Source organism: Plantactinospora sp. BB1, from assembly GCF_003030385.1.
Lineage (GTDB): Bacteria > Actinomycetota > Actinomycetes > Mycobacteriales > Micromonosporaceae > Plantactinospora.
In genome coordinates this window covers 8,200,147-8,217,415 of the sequence record NZ_CP028159.1, presented here as the reverse complement: position 1 = coordinate 8,217,415, position 17,269 = coordinate 8,200,147, and the positions used below count along the sequence as shown (strand labels likewise).

Genomic DNA, 17,269 nt, shown 5'->3' with positions numbered 1-17,269 from the left:
CGCTCCCTCGGTTCTCTGCTGTGGTCATGCCCGCAACGGCCGGTTGGCCAGGTCGAACGAACGTCCGTCGGCGAACCGGGCAGCCAGTTCGGCGTAGAGCAGCGGGCGGCGGGCCGCGACCGGCGCCGGATCGGCCGCGACCGGCAGCCCGGCGTCGCGGGCCAGCCGGTGCAGGGCCACCACCAGCCAGCCGGGATCGCCGAGAAACGCGTCGTCCCGCTCGTGCGCCCAGACGTTGAGACACGCCGCCGCCGCGAGCACGGTGGCGTAGCGCGCCGCCAGCGCCAACGCCTCGGGACGGGCGCCGGGGCCGAGGTCAGCCGGGCGGAGCTGGCCGCACTGCGCCGCCACGTCGGCCAGTTCCGCGCCGAACGCCTCGGTGAGCCGGCACAGTGCCGGGTCACCGGAGTCGGCCACCGCCTCCCGGCCCCGGGCGAGTGCCCCGGCGAGGGTGTCCCGGCCCCCGGTCCGGACGGTCAGCCGGTCGAAGGAGAGCGGCGGCAGCGGGGCACCGCGCCGGTACAGCTGCTCGGGTACCGCCGGTGGCTCCCGGACCCAGGCCCGGCGGGCCAGGATCGGCAACTGCGGCAGCATCGTCATCAGGCAGGCGACCCGGGCGGCGTGGCCGAACCCGGCCGGTGGTACGTCGCGGAGCAGCTTCTGGAAGATCCCGTACTCACCGTCCCGGACGTAGAAGTGGGCCCCGAGCAGCAGGGAGAGCCGGTTCATCGCGTCGATCGCCCGCCCGCCGACGAAGAACTTGGACGCCGACGCCGCCACGCTCGTCTCCTCGGGTAGCAGGTGGATCGCCCGGGCGGTCACCAGCCCCATCGCGTCGGCGACGAGCAGGTCGGTGAAGACGTCCACCAGCGTGGCGCGCACGGTGGGCAGGGCGTCCACGGTCCGGCCGTAGAGCGTGCGGCCGGTGGCGAACCGCAGCGCCGTCCGGATCGCGGTGTCGAGGGCGCCGACGAGCATCGCCGGCAGGCAGGCCCGGGTGATCTGGAACGAACGGAGCGCCACCTCGACGCCGTGCCCGGCGGGGCCGAGTACCGCCGTCTCGTCGACCGGGCAGTCGCGGAACTCCACGCCGCCGAGCTGCACCCCGCGCATCCCGACGCTGGGGTACCGGCCCAGGTCCTTCATGGTGTCCGGCGGCACCACCGCCCGGTCCACCAGTACCTGCGACAGGCTCCGGCTGCCGGGCTCGGTCGCCGTCCGGGCCAGCAGCACCAGCGCGCTGGCCCGGGCCACGTTCGTCACGATCTCCTTGCGGCCGTTGACCAGCAGCCGGCCGTTGCCGTCGGGGAGCGCGGTCAGCTCGATCCGGGAGAAGTCGTTGCCGTGCTCCAGCTCGTGATAGACCGAGGCGACCCGGTGGTTGCCGAGCAGCAGCTCCGCCACCCGCCGGCACTGGTCGGGCCGGCCCGCCGCCCAGACGTTCGCACCGGCGATGAACGAACTCAGCCCGTACCCGAGGGCGAGGCCGGGGTCGCGGCGGCAGACGACCCGGGTCAGCTCGATCAGCTCGTCCAGCCGGGCCAGCCGGCCGCCGTGGACCGTCGGGACGAACTCGGCGTTGAACCCGTACTCGTCGAGGATCCGCTCGCCCTCGACGCAGGTCTCCGCCCGCTCGTCGGCCCGCAGCACGGTGGCGTGCGGAAGCGCCGACTCCGGCGCCCACGGGTCGCCGAAGCGCTCCTCCAGCGCCTCGACCCGGGACCTCCCGTCCCCCGTCATGCCAGCTCGCCTTCCACGTCGGCGACGGTGAGCAGGGTCGGCAGGCCGGCGTGCCGGATCGCCCCGGCCAGCTCGTCGAAGACCGCACCGGCCGGTGCCGGCGGGCGGTGCCCGAGCCGGGACAGCGCGAGCGTCAGGGCGGCGCGCAGCCACCGCGCCTCGTGCCACCAGTCGGCGTCGTCCCGCCGGTCCGCCCGGCTCGTCCGGTTGGCCAGCCAGACCTGGATCGCCGCCGCGGCGGCGAAGCACCACTCGTACCGCTCGACCAGCTCGAACGCCTCCGCCGAGTGGCCGTACACCCGCTGCCGCTGCCCGGCCATCTCCTCGTGCAACCGGTCGGCGAGCCGGACCAGCGCGGTACCGAGCGGCCGCAGCGGCTCGTCGAGTTCGGCGACGGCGGCCGGCAGCGACTGCACCACCGAACATCCGGTACGCGAGGTCAGCAGCAGCTCGCCGATCTCGCCCAGCCCGGGGCGCAACGTCGCCGCCGTTCGCAGCGACTCGGACTCGACGGTGCCCGCTCGCCACGCCTGGACCAGTACCGGGAAGTGGTTCGCCACCGCGCTGCGGTTGACGGCGGTGTTCCCGTCGAAGATGCCGACGATCCGGTGGTCCCGCTCCAGCTTCGCGAAGGCGCCGTGCGCGTAGATGTTGGTCATGAAGGCCCGGGCCCCGAGCAACTCGGCGCAGCCGGCGACGAGTTCGTCGACCACGGTCGGGACGAATGCCTTGACCAGCGACGACACCACCGGCATCTCCCCGGTCGCGGTGTGCGTCAACCGGGCCGCCAGGATGCTCGCCGACTCGGCCAGGAAGGCCCGGGCACAGAGCTGGCCCAGGGTGCGCCGCACGTGCGGCATGTCGATCAGCAGGTGGTCGTAGAGCCGGCGCCGGGTCAGGAAGTCCCAGGTGAGCCGCAGCGCGTGGTCGGCCGCGCCGAGCGACAGGCCGGTGCAGACCACCCGGGTCAGTTGCAGCGCACGCAGTACCGTCTCCAGTCCGGTGCCGGGCCGCCCGATCAGGGCGTCCGGCCCGACGGGGGCCGCGACCAGCTCGATGCCGCTGATGTCCGCGCCCCGGATGCCGTGGGTGGGGACCTTCGGCAGGCAGCGGAAGCTCCCGTCCGGCAGCCGCCGCTTGTCGACCAGCAGCACGCTCAGCCCGCGCGGGTCGCGCTGCGCACCCGTGCGGGCGAGGACGCAGACCAGCTCGCCCCGGGTCGCGTTGTTGACCGGGCGCTTCCGGCCGGTCAACCGGAAGCCCTCCGGGGTGGCCTCGGCGGTCATCTCGGTGGCCATCAGGTCGCTGCCGTGGCCCGGCTCGGTCAGCCCCCAGGCGACCGGCGCCCCGGCGAGCACCCGGCCGGCGAGTCGCCGGCACTGCTCCGGATCGCCGCCGACCCAGACGCTGGCCGCGCCGAGGAACGTCTTCGCGTGCGCCACCGCCACCGTCAGGTCGCGCCGGCTCATCGCCCGGACCAGGTGCACGAGTTCGTCATGGTCGCGCCAGGCGCCGCCGTACCGGGCCGGTACGTAGTGCGCCGGCACCGCCAGGCCGTCGAGCCACCGACAGGCGTCGACCGGGAAGGCCTCCCGCTCGTCCAGCGCGGTGGCGGTGGCCCGGGAGAACCGGCCGGCGTCGTCGGCGAAGGCGCCGAGTTCCGCCACGATGCCGGCCACCCCGGGGTACAGCGGGGCGGCACGGGTCGGCACCGGTGCGCTCATCCCACCGCTCCGCCCGCCGGGGCCGCCGCCACGGGTTCCGCCGGATACCTGGTGCCGACCTCGCAGCGCCGGGCCAGGGTGGTGAGGTTCGCCGCGACGGGTCGTACCGCACCGTCGAGGAACAGTTGCCGGGCCCGGTGGCGCTGGACCTTTCCGCTCGTGGTGCGCGGGATCGTCCGGGGCGGTACCAGCACGACGCTGACGGCGGCGCCGAAGGCCCGGGACAGGTGCAGTTGGAGGGCGTCGGCGAGGCGGCGCGGGGCCTCGTCGGCACGGTCGCCGTCGACCTTGCCGGGCCGGTACTCGTGCAGCAGGACCACCTCCTCGTGCGGCACCGGGATCGTGAACGCGGCGCCGACGAGCCCGACCAGCGACTCGTGGTACGCCCGGGCCTCGGCCTCGATGTCCTGCGGGTAGAGGTTGCGGCCGAAGACCACCAGCACTTCCTTGATCCGTCCGGTCACGTACAGCTCGTCGCCGTGCAGTACGCCGAGGTCGCCGGTGCGCAGGAAGCCGGACTCCCCGTCGGCCGTCACCGCCGCGAACGTCTCCGCAGTGGCCTCGGGGGCCGCCCAGTACCCCTCCGCGACGCTCGGGCCGCGCACCCAGATCTCGCCGACGGTCCGTTCCGGCAACACCTCCCGGGTCTGCGGGTCGACGATCCGCACCTCCGGCCCGGCCGCCTGGCCACTGCCGACGAGCCGGGGCAGGTACCCCCCGGCGTCGGGCCGGGCGTCGACGAGCGGGCGCAGCACGTGCCGGGTGAGCGGCTCCGCCTCCACCGGGATCACCGTGGGCCGGTTGCGGTGCCACTCCAGGCTCACCGCGAGGGTGGCCTCGGCGAGGCCGTAACCGGGGCAGACGGTCTCCGGGCGGAGCCCGGCGGCGGCGAAACGCCGGGTGAACTGCTCGACGGTGTGCGCCTGCACCGGCTCCGAGCCGTTGATCGCCACCGTCCAGCGCGACAGGTCGAGCTGGCGGATCTCCTCGTCGGAGACCCGGGCGACGCACATGTCGTAGCCGAAGTTCGGCGCCGCCGACATGTAGAGCCGGTACCGGTCGATCAGGGTCAACCAGGCGCCGGGTCGGCGCAGGAACGACGTCGGGGACATCAGCACGCTGGTGCCGCCGGAGAAGAGCGGGGTGACGACGTGGCCGACGAGCCCCATGTCGTGGAACATCGGCAACCAGCCGCCGATCGACACCGGTCCGGTGATCCCGAGCATCGCCAGGAACATCCGGGAGTGCTCCGCCAGGTTCCGTTGGCTGACCATCGTGCCGCGCGGCGCCGCCGTCGAACCCGAGGTGTACTGGAGGAAGGAGAGCGCCTCGGCGCGGGGCTCGTCCGGGGACGGGTCGGCGAGGTCGCGCCCCGTCGGTTCCCGGTCCTCGGTCTCGGCGTCGGTCGTGACGACGGGCAGCCGCGCCCCGACCGCCTCCATCCAGCCGTGCACCTCGGACGCCCGGGAGTCGGTCGTCAACACGGCGGCGCTGGTGCTGTTCCGCATGATGCCGAGCAGCCGCTGCCGCCGATAGGGATGCCGGTCCGGCTCCGGGGCCGGTACGGCGACCAGCCCCGCGTACTGGCAGGCGACGAAGGCCACCACGAACTCCAGCCCCGACGGATAGAGCAGCAGCATCCGGGAACCGGGCTGATACTCCGCGCGCAGCCGCGCCGCCAGCCTGGTCGCGGCGGCGTGGAGTTGCCCGTAGCTGAGCCGGGACTCGGCGTCCGGCGAGCGCGGATCCTCGGTGAAGACCACCGCCGGATGCTGTGGCCGGTCCCGGACATGGCGCAGCAGTTGGCCGGTGAACGTCTCGGCCAGCTCCATCACGGCTCCTCCAATCCTCGGGCGCTCCCTCGACGTGGTTCACGCATCGAGAATCGACCGCACGGTCGCCGAGACCAGGTCCCGGCAGTCCTCCGCCGAGAGCAGGTGCACTCCGGCGCGCAACTCGACGGTCAGGGTGGACTCCGAGACCGCCAGGTGGAAGTTCGTGCCCAGGCAGGGCCGGTCCAGGGTGTGCACGGCGACGGTCGGGAAGGCGTCCGCCGTGGCCGGTACGAGTCGCGGGTCGTCGACCGCCGCCGCCTGCATGACGTTCACCCCCGGCGGCGTGACGACGTAGCCGTGCTCACCGACCTGGGCCGGGGTCATCCGCTCGGTGAGCTCGTCGTGGTCGCAGTAGCCGTACGCCTGCGCCCGGACCAGTGCGGACCAGGCGCGGCCGACCACGGCGTGCAGCGAGTCGTGCGGGCGTACCTCGACGACGCAGAGTCCCGCCTGCGCGAGCGCGCAGACCGAGTGCTTGACGCCGGGCAGGTGCCGGTTCGGCACCAGCAGCATCATCGGGACCCGGGCACAGCCGAGGAACCGGGCCAGCGAGATCGCCACCGCGCCCAGCAGCACCGCGCCGCGCCCTCGGCCCCGGGCGATCGTGTCCAGGTGGTCTCCGCCGACGTCGGCCGTGGTCCGCGCGACGTGCAGGGCGTCGGCCGGCCGCTCGGCACCACCCCGGGTCATGGTCGAGATCACCTTTGCCATCTCGTCGGCGTGCCGCTGCCAGTACGCGATCGTCCTGGCGCTGGTCGCGACGCCCTGGGGTGACGCCTCGTACTCCGCGATCTCCACGGCGTGCCGGCCGACCGGCGGCAGGGCCGGCTCGCCGCCGGCCAGGTAGGCCCGGACGGCGGTCTCGAGTTCGGTGCAGAGGAGGTTGAAGCCGTAGAGGTCCGTCGCGATGTGGTGCACCGCCACGCCCAGCCAGGTCCCGCCCGGGGCGGATCCGGCGAGCGCGGCCCGGATCGGCCAGCCGGCCTCGATGTCGATGTCGCCGGCCAGCCAGCTCTCGCACCCGGTCCGGCCGTCGAACTCCCGGAACTCCCAGCACGCGCCGTCGGCGGACCACACCTGCTGGCACGGTTGCCCGTCGTGCACGAAGAAGGTGCTGCGCAACGACGAGTGCCGGGTGACGGCGAGGGTTACGGCCCGGCGGGCCAGCTCCGGTCCGACCCCGTCGGGTATCCGGATCATCCGCCGGAAGAGCAGGGTCGGTGCCCTGCGTCCGGGCGGCAGCTGTTGCTGGTGCCAGCTCCAGCGCTGGCCCCAGCAGAGCCCGGCCCGGGAGACGACGCCCTCCGTCGGGAAGTTGCCCGGCGGAGGGGGCGGCACCGGGTGCGGGGTGCCCGCCGTCGGTTCCGGAAGGAGGGCGCGCAGTCGTCGCCGGTCCGTCTTGCCGGCGACGTTCCTCGGCAGCGCGGTGACGGTGACGACCCGGATCCGTCCGGCGTCGGCGCCGAACCGGTCCGCCAGCAGCTCGGCCAGGGTCGCGGGAAGGCCGTCGGGCTCCGACCCGGTCCCGGCGACCTCCGGTACGGCGTTCGCCCGGTCCGGCCCGGCCGGGACCACCGCGGCCACCAGCAGCGGCTCCCGACCGGCGTCGGAGTCGGAATCGGAATCGGAGGACCCGACCACCACCACCGCCGCGTCGTCGACCTCGGGCTCGGCCGCCAGTACCGCTTCGACCTGGCGAGCGGTCACCGGCCCGCCGGGCAGCGTCAGCATGTCGTCGGCCCGGCCGGCGAGGAGGAGGCGTCCGGAGTCGTCGACCAGACCGAGGTCGTCGGTGCGGACCCAGCCGTCGACGAAGACGCCGGGCCGGCCGTCGCCGTCGCAGTAGCCGAGCGAACTGGGCAGCCCGGGACGCAGCCAGATCCGTCCCACCGATCCGACATCCGCCGGCGCTCCGGCGGCGTCGGTGATCCGGACCTCGGTGCCGAAGATGGGGCTTCCGACGGGTACGAGTCCGCCGGCCGGGTACCGGGGCTCCGCCGCGTCGTCGGTGGACTCCCGCAGCGGCGGATAGCGCTGCCAGACCTGTCCCCGCCCGGCCTCCGCCACCGAGTAGACGTTGGTCACGGCCGCCCGGGGGAAGCGGGTCCGCAGCGAACGGATCGTCGCGCTGTCGGAGAAGTCGGAGGTCAGGTAGATGGAGAGGACGGCCTCCACGGCGTCCCGGTCCGGCCTCGGCACGGTGCCGTCGAGCAGCGCCCGCGCGCTGGTGGCCGCGAGCAGCAGGTCGGCCGGCCGGTACCGGTTCAGCAGCCCGACGAGCGCCGCCGGCTCCCCGGGCCGGCTCCGTACCCCCGGATAGCGCAACAGGGTGCGGACCAGGCGGCCCAACGCGTCGCCGGTGTCCGGCGGGAACTCGTGCAGGTGCGGTCGCCGCGCCGGGGCACCGGCCCAGCCGGTGAGCCAGCTGAGCAGGTCGGAGTGGGTCCAGCGGACCGCCGCCGGCCGATCGGTCGTGCCGAGGGTGTAGGTGATCGCCCCGCCGGGCGGAAGCTGCCCGGTGCCCGACTGCCGAATCTCGGCGCCGGTCCGAATTCCGGCGCTGGTCCGACTCTCGGCGCCGGTCCGACTCTCGGCGCTGGTCGGGGAGCCGTCGAAGCGGAGGGTCTCCGGGACGGCTCGGCCCGTCCCGGACGCTGCGGTCTCGCTGTCGACCACCACCAGGCCGACCCGGTGCCGCTCGACGGCGCGCTCCACGTCGCCGTCGGAGAACCGCCCGGACATCGGCAGCAGGAAGCGGCCGGACCGGATCGCGGCGAAGAGGGCGACCGCGCCGAGCGCGTCGGACCGCTCGCCGAGACGTGCGACGACGCTGCCCCCGACGGGGGTACGCGCACTGATCAGGCCGGCCAGGACATCCGCCTGACGGTCCCACTCCGCGTAGCTGAGGGTGGAACCGTCCCGGCCGATCAGCGCGACCTCGTCACCGGCGGTGCTCGCGCAGATCTCCAGGGCGGCGCTCAGGGTCTCCGGCGTGTCCATCACGGTTTCCCGCCGTCACCACGGCATCCGGGCCGCCGCGCGGAATGTGGCGACAGACTCCGCGACCCGACTCCCCGACATTCACCAGTCGGCATTCTCCGAACGGCCCCTAGCCCCCGCAATGGCCACCCCCGTGACGCACGCAACGACGTACACGAAAACGTGTCAGGAATTCGCTGCCGTGATGGTAGGAAGACCTCCGGTCCGTACTCCTGTCCGATGTACTCGCCGCCTCATGCTACCGACGCCCGGTGTGCGGGCAAGAGCACCTTTGTACGCCGCACCCCGGCTGTGCCGAATGCCCACGGCGACGCGGTCGGGACCGTACGGCCCTGCTGCGCTAGCCTCGGAGAAATGACCGCCGCCGATGTCGTACGCGCTGGTGAGCTGCGCCGACGACGTCCGGCCGCGCCCGGTCGGCGACGGCACGTCGGTGCTGCCGCCCCGCCGGACCGACTGCGGCGTGCCGGCTGACCGGCACGCGGCGAGCCGTCTCGGTACGGATCGCCGGCCCCGTCCGCGACCCGGCCGACGGCCACGACAGGAGAAGGGTACGAGATGACGGGTGTCCGCACCGGTCCCCTGACCTGGGGGCAGCACATCTTCTGGTTCTACAACCATCCGTGGCGGGAAGAGAGTCACCGGCCACCGGAGTTCAGCCGGAGTCTGGAGATTCCCGAGGGCACCACCGTCTCCGCACTCCAGGATGCGCTCAACAGGTGCGTACAGAAATTCGAATCCCTTCGCACGACATATTCCCGACCGGGCACCGACCCGCCACGGCAGCACGTGCTGGCGTCGTACGAGGCACCGGTGCTGAGCTTCGAGGAGGCGCGCCGCACCGAGTTCTCCATCCTCGACCGGCCGGCCGTCCGGGTGGCGGTGCCGGACACGCACGGTGCGGTCGGCAAGGCCTATCTGGTGGTGAACCAGGTGGACCTCGACTGGCTCTCCTTCGCCATCGTGAAGCGGTTCGTCGAGTGTGACCTGGCGCGCGGCCGGCGGGGGCCGGCACCCGAGTTCAACGCCGACTTCCACAACATCGACCTGGCCCGGTGGGAATCCGGGCAGGTCGCGCAGAGCACGCGTCGGATCGAGTGGATGCGGGAGCTCCGCCGCCGGATACCGCGCAACGTCATGCCGGTCCGCCGCGACGGGTACCCGGCGGGCGACGAGGGACGCCGGGTCGTCGCGGAGGCGCTGGTACCGGAGATCCTGCCCCGGGTCGAGGCGCTGGCCCGCGCCTGCCGGGTCACCGTGCCGACGGTCGTGCACGCGGTCATCGGGCTGCTGCTGGCCGGCTGGCTGCGCCGGGACGACGTGTACCTCTACTCCGAGGTGGCGAACCGCTGGCAGCCGGAGACCCTGCACATGGTCGGCCGGGCAGCCACCGTGGTCATCTGCGAGGTCCGGGCGGACCCGGCGCAGACCGCGCGATGGCTGCTGGTGGAGACGCACAAGGCCCTGTTGAAGGCGTACTGGAACAGCCAGCGCGACTTCGGCGCGTGGCGGATGGACGGGATCAGGGAGGACGCCGAGTTCGGCAGCAGCTTCGCGCTCCCCGTCGTGGTCGACTACGCCGACGGGCTCGGCGGGCGCCCGGAACCCGGTCAGCAGCTCGACCGGGAGACGGTACGGGTGGAGACCCGCGACGGCGGCGCCAACGAGGCGAACTTTCACCTGACCCCGCTGGGGACAGGCCTGCGGATCGAACTGACCGCCGACACGTCCGCCTTCTCGCCCGAGGAGGCGGCCACCGCGCTGCGGCTGCTGGCGCAGTTGCTGCGTACCGTCAGCGGCCAGCCGGAAACGCCGGTGGCCGACCTCCTCCGGCTGGTCACCCTCGGGCCGCCGCGCGGGGTCGAGGGCCTGGCCCGGCTCGGCGAGTCACGGTTCGACGCCGACCTGATCCGGCGGCGGATAACCGAGTTCCCCGGCGTCGAGCGGGCCGAGGTCTTCGTCGACGGCCTGGCCGGCTCGCCCGTCCGGGCGCACCTGGCCGGCGCCGCCGTCGACCTGACCGGGCTGCACGAACACATGATGCTCGCCGCCGCCGGCAGCCCACTGATCCACCTGCCCACCGCCTACCGGCTGGTCCGGACCGCTCCGGACGGGACGGCGGGCGAGGCCGGCTGGCTCGCCCGGGAGGCCACCGCGCAGCTGCGCCCGCGCGACGGGTACCGGCCGACGGTCGAGGACGACGAGCGGATCCGCGCGCTCGTGCGGGTCTTCGAGAGCCGGCATCCCGGCTCGGCCTGCGACCCGGCCCGGTGTTACGCCCGGGCCGGCGGCGAGTACCTGCTGGTCCCGTCGATGATGGTCGGGCTGCGGGAGGCCGGATTCGAGGGCGCCGAACCGGCCGACTTCATCAGCCTGGCCTCGCTCGCGGCGGTCGCCCGGAAACTGCGCCGCCGGGCGGGCACGGCGGCCGACGGTGACGGCGGGTCGGGCGCATCCGTCGTTCAACCGGGTGGCCCGCCCAGTTGCACACCCGGCCGCCGGACCGATCCGGCCGGTGGGGTGCCCGGTATGGTGGCGGCGGGCGGGTCGGTGTGAGCACGCCGGCCCGGGCCGCCCGTGCCGAGGAGGTCGAGCCGACGAAGCCGACTGCCAGCGCCCCGCCCCGGGCCGCCATCTCCCGCCTGCCGGACACCCCCGGCGTCTACCGGTTCCGCGACGGCCGTAACCGGGTGCTCTACATCGGACGGGCGGTCAACCTCCGGCGCCGGGTCGCCTCGTACTGGTCAGACCTCCGGGACCGCGCCCACCTGAGCACGATGGTCGGTCGGATCGCCCGGATCGAGGCGGTGAGCTGCGCCTCCGAGCACGAGGCCGCCTGGCTGGAACGCAACCTGCTCGAAGCGCACCTGCCGGCCGCCAACCGCACCCGGGGCGGACAGGAGGTTCCGGTCCACCTGCGGCTGGACCCGGGACCCGAGACCCCCGGGCTCAGGGTCGTGCACCACCCCGGGCCGGCGTCGCAGGTCCGGCACTTCGGTCCCTACCTCGGCGGCACCCGGGTACGGCTGGCCGCCTCCGCGCTGCACCGGGTGCTGCCGCTGGCGTACGCCGGCACCGGCATCACCGGCCTCGACCTCGACCTCGCCGGCAAGCTGGGCATCGACCCGAGCCACCGGGCCCGGCTGGTCGACGCGCTGGTCGCCGTGCTGTCCCGGGAACCGGCGGCGGTGCGGGACGCCCGCGACCGGCTCTGCCAACGGCGGGACGACGCCGCCGGCCGGCTCGCGTTCGAGCTGGCCGGCCGGTTGCAGGCCGAGATCGAGGCCGTGGAGTGGATCACCTGCACCCAGCGGGTCACCCTGGCCCGACCCGACGACCTCGACGCGTACGGGTGGGCCGACGACCTGCTGGTGCGGTTCCAGGTCCGGGCCGGACGGCTCTGCGGCTGGAGCCAGCGGTCGTGCACCCTGGAGCGGGCCCGCCGGTACCTCGACGCCACCCCGCCCGACTGGGCCGAGTTCGCCGGCGGCACCGCGGAACTGGCCGCCCGGCTGGCCCGGTAACCGGCTCCGCCGGCGGTTTTCGCACCGTTCACCGTGGCGTCGCCTCGCCGTACCCTTCGGTCATGTCGATCGATCATGCAGCGCAGTCCGTACCGGACCCGGACGATCGCCGTTCCAACCCGTCGACCAGCACCCCGTTCCGGGACCTGCTGAACGCCCGGGTCTCCCGACGCGCCCTGGTCCGCGGCGGCACCGTGGTCGCCGCGACGGGTTTCCTCGCCGTCGCCGACAGCGCGCCGCTGGCGCGTACCCTCGGCGTCCCGGCGGCCGGCGCCTCCGGTCGGAGCCTGCTCGGCTTCGCGCCGGTGGCGGCGAACGCCGACGACGCCGTCACGCTGCCGGCCGGCTACCGGGCTGACGTGATCATTCCGTGGGGGACGCCGATCCGCTCCACCGGCCCGGCCTGGCGTCCCGACGGCACCAACAGCGCGGCCGAGCAGGCCGAACAGGTCGGCATGCAGCACGACGGCATGCACTTCTTCCCGCGCGGCCCCGGACCGGCCGGCAACCGGCGCGGCCTGCTGGTGGTCAACCACGAGTACACCGACCGGACGCTGCTGCACGCCGACGGCGACGCGGTGATGACCCGGGAGAAGTCGGACAAGACGCTGGCCGCCCTGGGCGTGACCGTGCTGGAGATCGCGCAGCGGGACGGCGCCTGGCGGCCGGTCGACTCACCGTTCAACCGGCGGATCAACGGTACGACCCGGATGACGTACTCGGGGCCGGTCTCGCCGCGCCATCCCGCGCTGCGCGCCGTCGGCCTGCCACGGGGAACCCTCAACAACTGCTCGCACGGGGTCACCCCCTGGGGCACCTACCTGGCCTGCGAGGAGAACTTCAACATCTACTTCGGCACCGCCGACCCGGCCTGGACGCCCGGCCCCGAGCACGACCGGTACGGGATCTCACGCACCGGGCTGGACTACCGGCTGCACCTGGCGGACCCCCGGTTCGACCTGGCGCGCAACCCGAACGAGCCGAACCGGTTCGGCTGGGTCGTGGAGATCGACCCGTTCCGGCCGGACTCCACCCCGGTGAAACGTACGGCGCTGGGCCGGTTCAAGCACGAGGGCGCGACCGTCACCGAGTCGCGCGGCCACCTCGTGGTCTACAGCGGCGACGACCAGGACGGCGAATACATCTACAAGTACGTCAGTGCGGCCCCCTGGGCGGCGATGCGGGCCCGGGGTCGCAGCCCGCTCGACGAGGGCACCCTCTACGTCGCCCGGTTCGACGACGACGGGACCGGCCGCTGGCTGCCGCTGCGCTTCGGTCACGGGCCGCTCACCCCGGCGCAGGGCTGGACGGACCAGGCCGACGTGCTGCTGCGGACCAGGCGGGCCGCCGACGCGCTCGGCGCGACCCCGCTGGACCGGCCGGAGTGGATCAGCGTGCACCCGGAGAAGTCGGCGGTCTACGCCAGCCTCTCCAACGGTTCCGGCTGGGCGCACGCGGTGACTCCCCGGACCCCCAACCCGTACGGGCACATCATCCGGTGGCGGGAGAGCGGCGACGACAACACCGCCACCACCTTCGAGTGGGACGTCTTCGTGCTCGGCGGCGACCCCGCGTACGACGACCGGGTCCGGTTGGACGACGACGGCATCTTCGGCTCGCCGGACGGGCTGTGGTTCGACCCCGACGGTCGGCTGTGGATCCAGACCGACGTGTCGAACTACGTGCTGAACTCCCCCGGCTGGGGGTACGACCGGATAGGCAACAACGCGATGCTGGCGTGTGACCCGGGTACCGGCGAGATCCGCCGGTTCCTCGTCGGTCCCCGCGGCTGCGAGATCACCGGGATCACCGTGACGCCGGACCGGCGGACGATGTTCGTCAACGTGCAGCACCCCGGCGAGCTGACCCCGGCCTGGGGCAGCCCGACACCGGAGAACCCGCGCGCGGTGAGCAACTGGCCGGACTTCGATCCCGCCGGCCGGCCCCGCTCCGCCACCCTGGTGATCCGCAAGGAGGACGGCGGGATCATCGGGACCTGACCGGTTGTCGCCCCGTCACCGCGCCGCCTCGTCACCGCGCCGGCCGCCGGCCCGCCCGGTTCGGCGCGGCGACCGGGCCCGGTCACAGCCTGACGCGGTCACGGTCCGGCACGGTCACAGTCCCGCGCGGTCACAGTCCGGCGCGTACGGCGGCGACCACCGTCTCGACCTGCTCCGCCGACAGGTGCGGGCCGATCGGCAGGCTGAGCACCTCGTCGGCGAGGCGTTCGGCGACCGGATATCCGCCGGCCGGGAAGTCGAGGCCGGCATAGGCCGGGGCGAGGTGCGGCGGCACCGGGTAGTGGATGATCGTCTCCACGCCGGACCGGTGCAGTGCCGCCCGCAGCCGGTCCCGGGCCGCCGTCCGGACCACGAAGAGGTGCCACACCGGTTCGGCCCAGGATGCCACCCCGGGCAGTGTCAGTCCGGGCAGCCCGGCGAGGTCTGTCAGGTACCGCGTTGCCACCTCGGCGCGACGGCGGTTCCACTCCGGCAGGTGGGCCAGTTTGACCCGCAGGAACGCCGCCTGGAGTTCGTCGAGCCGCGAGTTCGTACCGCGCAACTCGTGCTGGTACTTGACCCGCGAGCCGTAGTTGCGCAGCAGCCGTACCCGCTCGGCCAGCCCGGCGTCGGCAGTCAGCACCGCTCCGCCGTCGCCCATCGCGCCGAGGTTCTTGCCCGGGTAGAAGCTGAACGCCGCCACGGTCGAACCCTCGCCGACCCGGCGGCCACGGTACCGGGCGCCGTGGGCCTGGGCCGCGTCCTCCAGCACCGCCAGGCCCCGGCTGGCGGCCACCTCGTTGATCCCGTCCAGGTCGGCCGGGTGGCCGTAGAGGTGTACCGGCATGATCGCCCTGGTCCGACCGGTGATCGCGGCCTCGATCCGGGCCGGGTCCATCGTCCCGGTCCGCTCGTCCGGCTCGACCGGCACCGGCCGGGCGCCGGCCGCCGACACCGCCAACCAGGTCGCGATGAAGGTGTGCGACGGCACGATGACCTCGTCTCCGTCGCCGATGCCGAGTGCCCGCAGGGCCAGTTCCAGCGCGTCGCATCCGCTGCCCACCGTGACGCAGTGCGGTGCGCCGCAGAAGGCGGCGAACTCCGCCTCGAACGCCTCCGTCTCGGGCCCGAGCACGTACCGCCCGGAGGCCAGCACCCGGGCGTAGGCGGCGTCCAGTTCGGCGCGGAGTTCGGCGTACGCGGCGCGCAGGTCCAGGAAGGGCACCGTCATCGGAGGGCTCCCTGCCGGTGCCGCGCGGCGCCGTCCGGGGCCGGCCCCGGGCCGGCCCCGGTGAGCAGCGACCGCACCAGGGCCCGCAGCACCTGCTCGGCCGGGGCGTCGGCGGGCACGATGAGCGCCCCGTCCGGGCCGACGTCGCCGTCCCGGCCGTTGGCGGTGTCCCGGCCGTAGTCGTCGGTGTCCCGGCCGTTGTCCGTGTCGCCGTCCGGGGCGGACGCCGCCTCGATGAGCTCGGCGTGCGACCACGTGCCGGTCGGCACCGCCGGAAAGCCGCGCCAGGTCGTCAGGGCGGGATCGGAGGGCCGGCAGCGAGCCGGCCACGAGGCGGGCGGCAGGGCCAGGTTCTCCGGGGGTACGGCCGGCACGTCGCGATGCCGGAAGTGCTCCTCGTCGACGATGTCCCCCGGGTCGCAGACCTGTAGTGCCGCACCGAGGTCGAGCGCGATCCGGTCCCGGCGACCATGGTCCGACTCGGCGACGTAGGCGACCTGGTGCCCGGCCCACCACGCCCCGAGGGTGAGCGCCACGATCTCCGCCGGCCGGCGCAGGGCGATCAGCACCAGTGACCCGTCCGGATAGCCCTGCTCGGCGAAGCCCCGCCCGTACCCGCGCGCGCTCTGCTCGTACCGGCCGGCCGGCGCCGGCGGCCTGGTGCTGGCCGCGCCACGCCACAGCAGCTCGCAGACGGTTCCCGGCGCACCGGCCAGCCGGCCGGCCGATCCGGCGGTCAGCGACGACGACATTCGGGTCTCCCCCCTCGATACGACTCTCCTCGGGCCGGTGGAGCCGATGCCTCGCCTGCCGGCGGAGGCGATGGATTGACTGCCGTCCCCGTCTCCGTCCCCGGCCCCGGGATCCCGATACGGCCGCGCCCGGCGGGTCAGCCGGGTCGTACCGCCACCACCTGGCCGGCGCCGTGCCGGTCACCCGCCCGGCGCAGCGCCGCCGCCAGCGTGCCGACGCCGCGCCGCAGCTCCGCGTCGGTCACCGTCAGCGGCGGGCAGAGCTTCAACACCTCGCCGTCCCGACCGCAGGTCTCCAGCAGCAGGCCCTGCTCGAAGGCGTACCGGGCGACCAGGTCCGCCACCCCGCGACTCCGGCAGGGCAGCCCGAGCAGCAGTCCGCGCCCCCGCACCGGCCCGGCCAGGCACCCGCCGTCGTCGTCCAGGGTGGACAGTTCCTCGGCCAGCAGCGCCGACTTGCGCTCCACCTCCCGGCGCAGGTGCTCGGTGCGCCACCACCGCCTGATCGCCAGCGCGCCGGTGACGAAGGCGAGCTGGTTGCCCCGGAACGTTCCGGAGTGCTCGCCGGGCGCCCACACGTCCAGCTCCGGAGCGATGAGCACCAGGCTGAGCGGAAGCCCGAGGCCGCTGATCGACTTCGACAGGCAGACGACGTCGGGCCGCAGCCCGGCGGACTCGAACGAGAAGAACGGTCCGGTACGCCCACCGCCGGCCTGGATGTCGTCCACGATCAGGATCGTCCCGGTGCGCCGGCAGAGCGCCTGTGCCTCGCTCAGGTACCGCGCCGACAGCGGCCGGACGCCGCCCTCGCCCTGGAGGGTCTCGACGACGAACGCCGCCGGTGCGCCGTCCGGGCCGTCGAGCGCGCTCGCCAGGGCGGCCAGCGCGTGCTCGGTGCCGGGCGCGTCCATCTCGTGCGGCACCCGGGTCACCCCGGCCGGGTCCAGGGTGGGCAGCCCGGCCGGCCCGGAGATGTCGGAGACCGCGATCGAGTCGACCGTCATCCCGTGGTAGGCGCCGGTGAGGCAGACCACCCGGCGCCGCCCGGTCGCCTTCCGGGCCACCCGGAGCGCCGCCTCGACCGCGCTGGTGCCGGTCGGCCCGGTGAACTGGATCCGGTAGTCGAGCCCGCGCGGCGCCAGTACCACGTCGGAGAGTGCCCGGACGAACTCGCGCTTGGCCACCGTCGCCGTGTCCAGCCCGTGCACCAGCCCGCCGGAGCGCAGGTAGTCGATCACCGCCTCGACCAGCTCCGGCGGGTTGTGACCGTAGTTGAGCGTCGCCGCGCCGGCGAAGAAGTCCAGGTACTCCCGGCCGTCCTCGTCGTACAGCCGGGCGCCCTCGGCCCGGGCGAAGACCGCCGGCCACCGCCGGCAGTAGTACCGGACCCTCGACTCGTACGTCTCCAGTACGTCCACGCTGCCCCCGCCCTCGTCGACCTGACCACCCGTCCTCACCAACAG

Annotated in this window: 10 protein-coding genes; 3 read left to right on the top strand and 7 right to left on the bottom strand. The window is 74.1% G+C overall.

Annotated elements, in window-relative coordinates:
• Positions 1–24 precede the first annotated feature (24 nt).
• From C6W10_RS35995 to C6W10_RS35980, 4 genes are read right to left on the bottom strand one after another with little or no spacing between them, the layout of a single operon-like run.
• Positions 25–1,740 (bottom strand): acyl-CoA dehydrogenase, encoded by a 1,716-nt coding sequence (locus C6W10_RS35995; protein ID WP_159104894.1) that lies wholly within the window; start codon positions 1,738–1,740, stop codon positions 25–27.
• A complete protein-coding gene (locus tag C6W10_RS35990; RefSeq protein ID WP_107263429.1) occupies positions 1,737–3,464 on the bottom strand; it encodes an acyl-CoA dehydrogenase family protein in 1,728 nt (575 codons plus the stop codon). The genes C6W10_RS35995 and C6W10_RS35990 overlap by 4 nt, the downstream gene beginning before the upstream one ends.
• A complete protein-coding gene (locus tag C6W10_RS35985; RefSeq protein ID WP_107263428.1) occupies positions 3,461–5,296 on the bottom strand; it encodes a fatty acyl-AMP ligase in 1,836 nt (611 codons plus the stop codon). The genes C6W10_RS35990 and C6W10_RS35985 overlap by 4 nt, the downstream gene beginning before the upstream one ends.
• 39 nt (positions 5,297–5,335) lie before the next feature.
• A complete protein-coding gene (locus C6W10_RS35980; RefSeq protein WP_107263427.1) occupies positions 5,336–8,299 on the bottom strand; it encodes an AMP-binding protein in 2,964 nt (987 codons plus the stop codon).
• 558 nt (positions 8,300–8,857) lie between these two features.
• Here C6W10_RS35980 and C6W10_RS35975 point away from each other — a divergent pair.
• The 3 genes from C6W10_RS35975 (at position 8,858) to C6W10_RS35965 (ending at position 13,823) form a co-directional block, all read left to right on the top strand.
• Positions 8,858–10,855, top strand: a complete 1,998-nt coding sequence (locus C6W10_RS35975) for a condensation domain-containing protein (protein ID WP_107263426.1) — start codon at positions 8,858–8,860, stop codon at positions 10,853–10,855.
• Positions 10,852–11,823, top strand: coding sequence for a GIY-YIG nuclease family protein (locus C6W10_RS35970; RefSeq protein ID WP_159104893.1), 972 nt, complete (start codon positions 10,852–10,854; stop codon positions 11,821–11,823). Before C6W10_RS35975 ends, C6W10_RS35970 begins: the two co-directional genes overlap by 4 nt.
• A 62-nt stretch (positions 11,824–11,885) precedes the next feature.
• On the top strand, positions 11,886–13,823 hold the full coding sequence (locus tag C6W10_RS35965; protein WP_107263424.1) for a PhoX family phosphatase: 1,938 nt from the start codon (positions 11,886–11,888) through the stop codon (positions 13,821–13,823).
• A gap of 130 nt (positions 13,824–13,953) precedes the next feature.
• Here C6W10_RS35965 and C6W10_RS35960 read toward each other — a convergent pair whose 3' ends face one another.
• The 3 genes from C6W10_RS35960 to C6W10_RS35950 form a co-directional block, all read right to left on the bottom strand.
• The gene (locus C6W10_RS35960; RefSeq protein WP_107263423.1) at positions 13,954–15,054 is read right to left on the bottom strand and encodes a DegT/DnrJ/EryC1/StrS aminotransferase family protein; all 1,101 of its coding nucleotides are present in this window, start codon (positions 15,052–15,054) and stop codon (positions 13,954–13,956) included.
• Positions 15,051–15,806 (bottom strand): hypothetical protein, encoded by a 756-nt coding sequence (locus C6W10_RS35955; protein ID WP_107263422.1) that lies wholly within the window; start codon positions 15,804–15,806, stop codon positions 15,051–15,053. The genes C6W10_RS35960 and C6W10_RS35955 overlap by 4 nt, the downstream gene beginning before the upstream one ends.
• A 137-nt stretch (positions 15,807–15,943) precedes the next feature.
• Positions 15,944–17,269 carry a diaminobutyrate--2-oxoglutarate transaminase gene (locus C6W10_RS35950; RefSeq protein WP_199854116.1) on the bottom strand — a complete coding sequence of 442 codons (1,326 nt, stop codon included), beginning with the start codon at positions 17,267–17,269 and terminating at the stop codon, positions 15,944–15,946.

Coding starts and splice junctions, on each gene's coding strand:
- C6W10_RS35965 (WP_107263424.1), top strand. CDS start 11,886: ATGTCGATCGATCATGCAGCGCAGTCCGTACCGGACCCGGACGATCGC.
- C6W10_RS35980 (WP_107263427.1), bottom strand. CDS start 8,299: ATGGACACGCCGGAGACCCTGAGCGCCGCCCTGGAGATCTGCGCGAGC.
- C6W10_RS35975 (WP_107263426.1), top strand. CDS start 8,858: ATGACGGGTGTCCGCACCGGTCCCCTGACCTGGGGGCAGCACATCTTC.
- C6W10_RS35990 (WP_107263429.1), bottom strand. CDS start 3,464: ATGAGCGCACCGGTGCCGACCCGTGCCGCCCCGCTGTACCCCGGGGTG.
- C6W10_RS35955 (WP_107263422.1), bottom strand. CDS start 15,806: ATGTCGTCGTCGCTGACCGCCGGATCGGCCGGCCGGCTGGCCGGTGCG.
- C6W10_RS35960 (WP_107263423.1), bottom strand. CDS start 15,054: ATGACGGTGCCCTTCCTGGACCTGCGCGCCGCGTACGCCGAACTCCGC.
- C6W10_RS35985 (WP_107263428.1), bottom strand. CDS start 5,296: ATGGAGCTGGCCGAGACGTTCACCGGCCAACTGCTGCGCCATGTCCGG.
- C6W10_RS35995 (WP_159104894.1), bottom strand. CDS start 1,740: ATGACGGGGGACGGGAGGTCCCGGGTCGAGGCGCTGGAGGAGCGCTTC.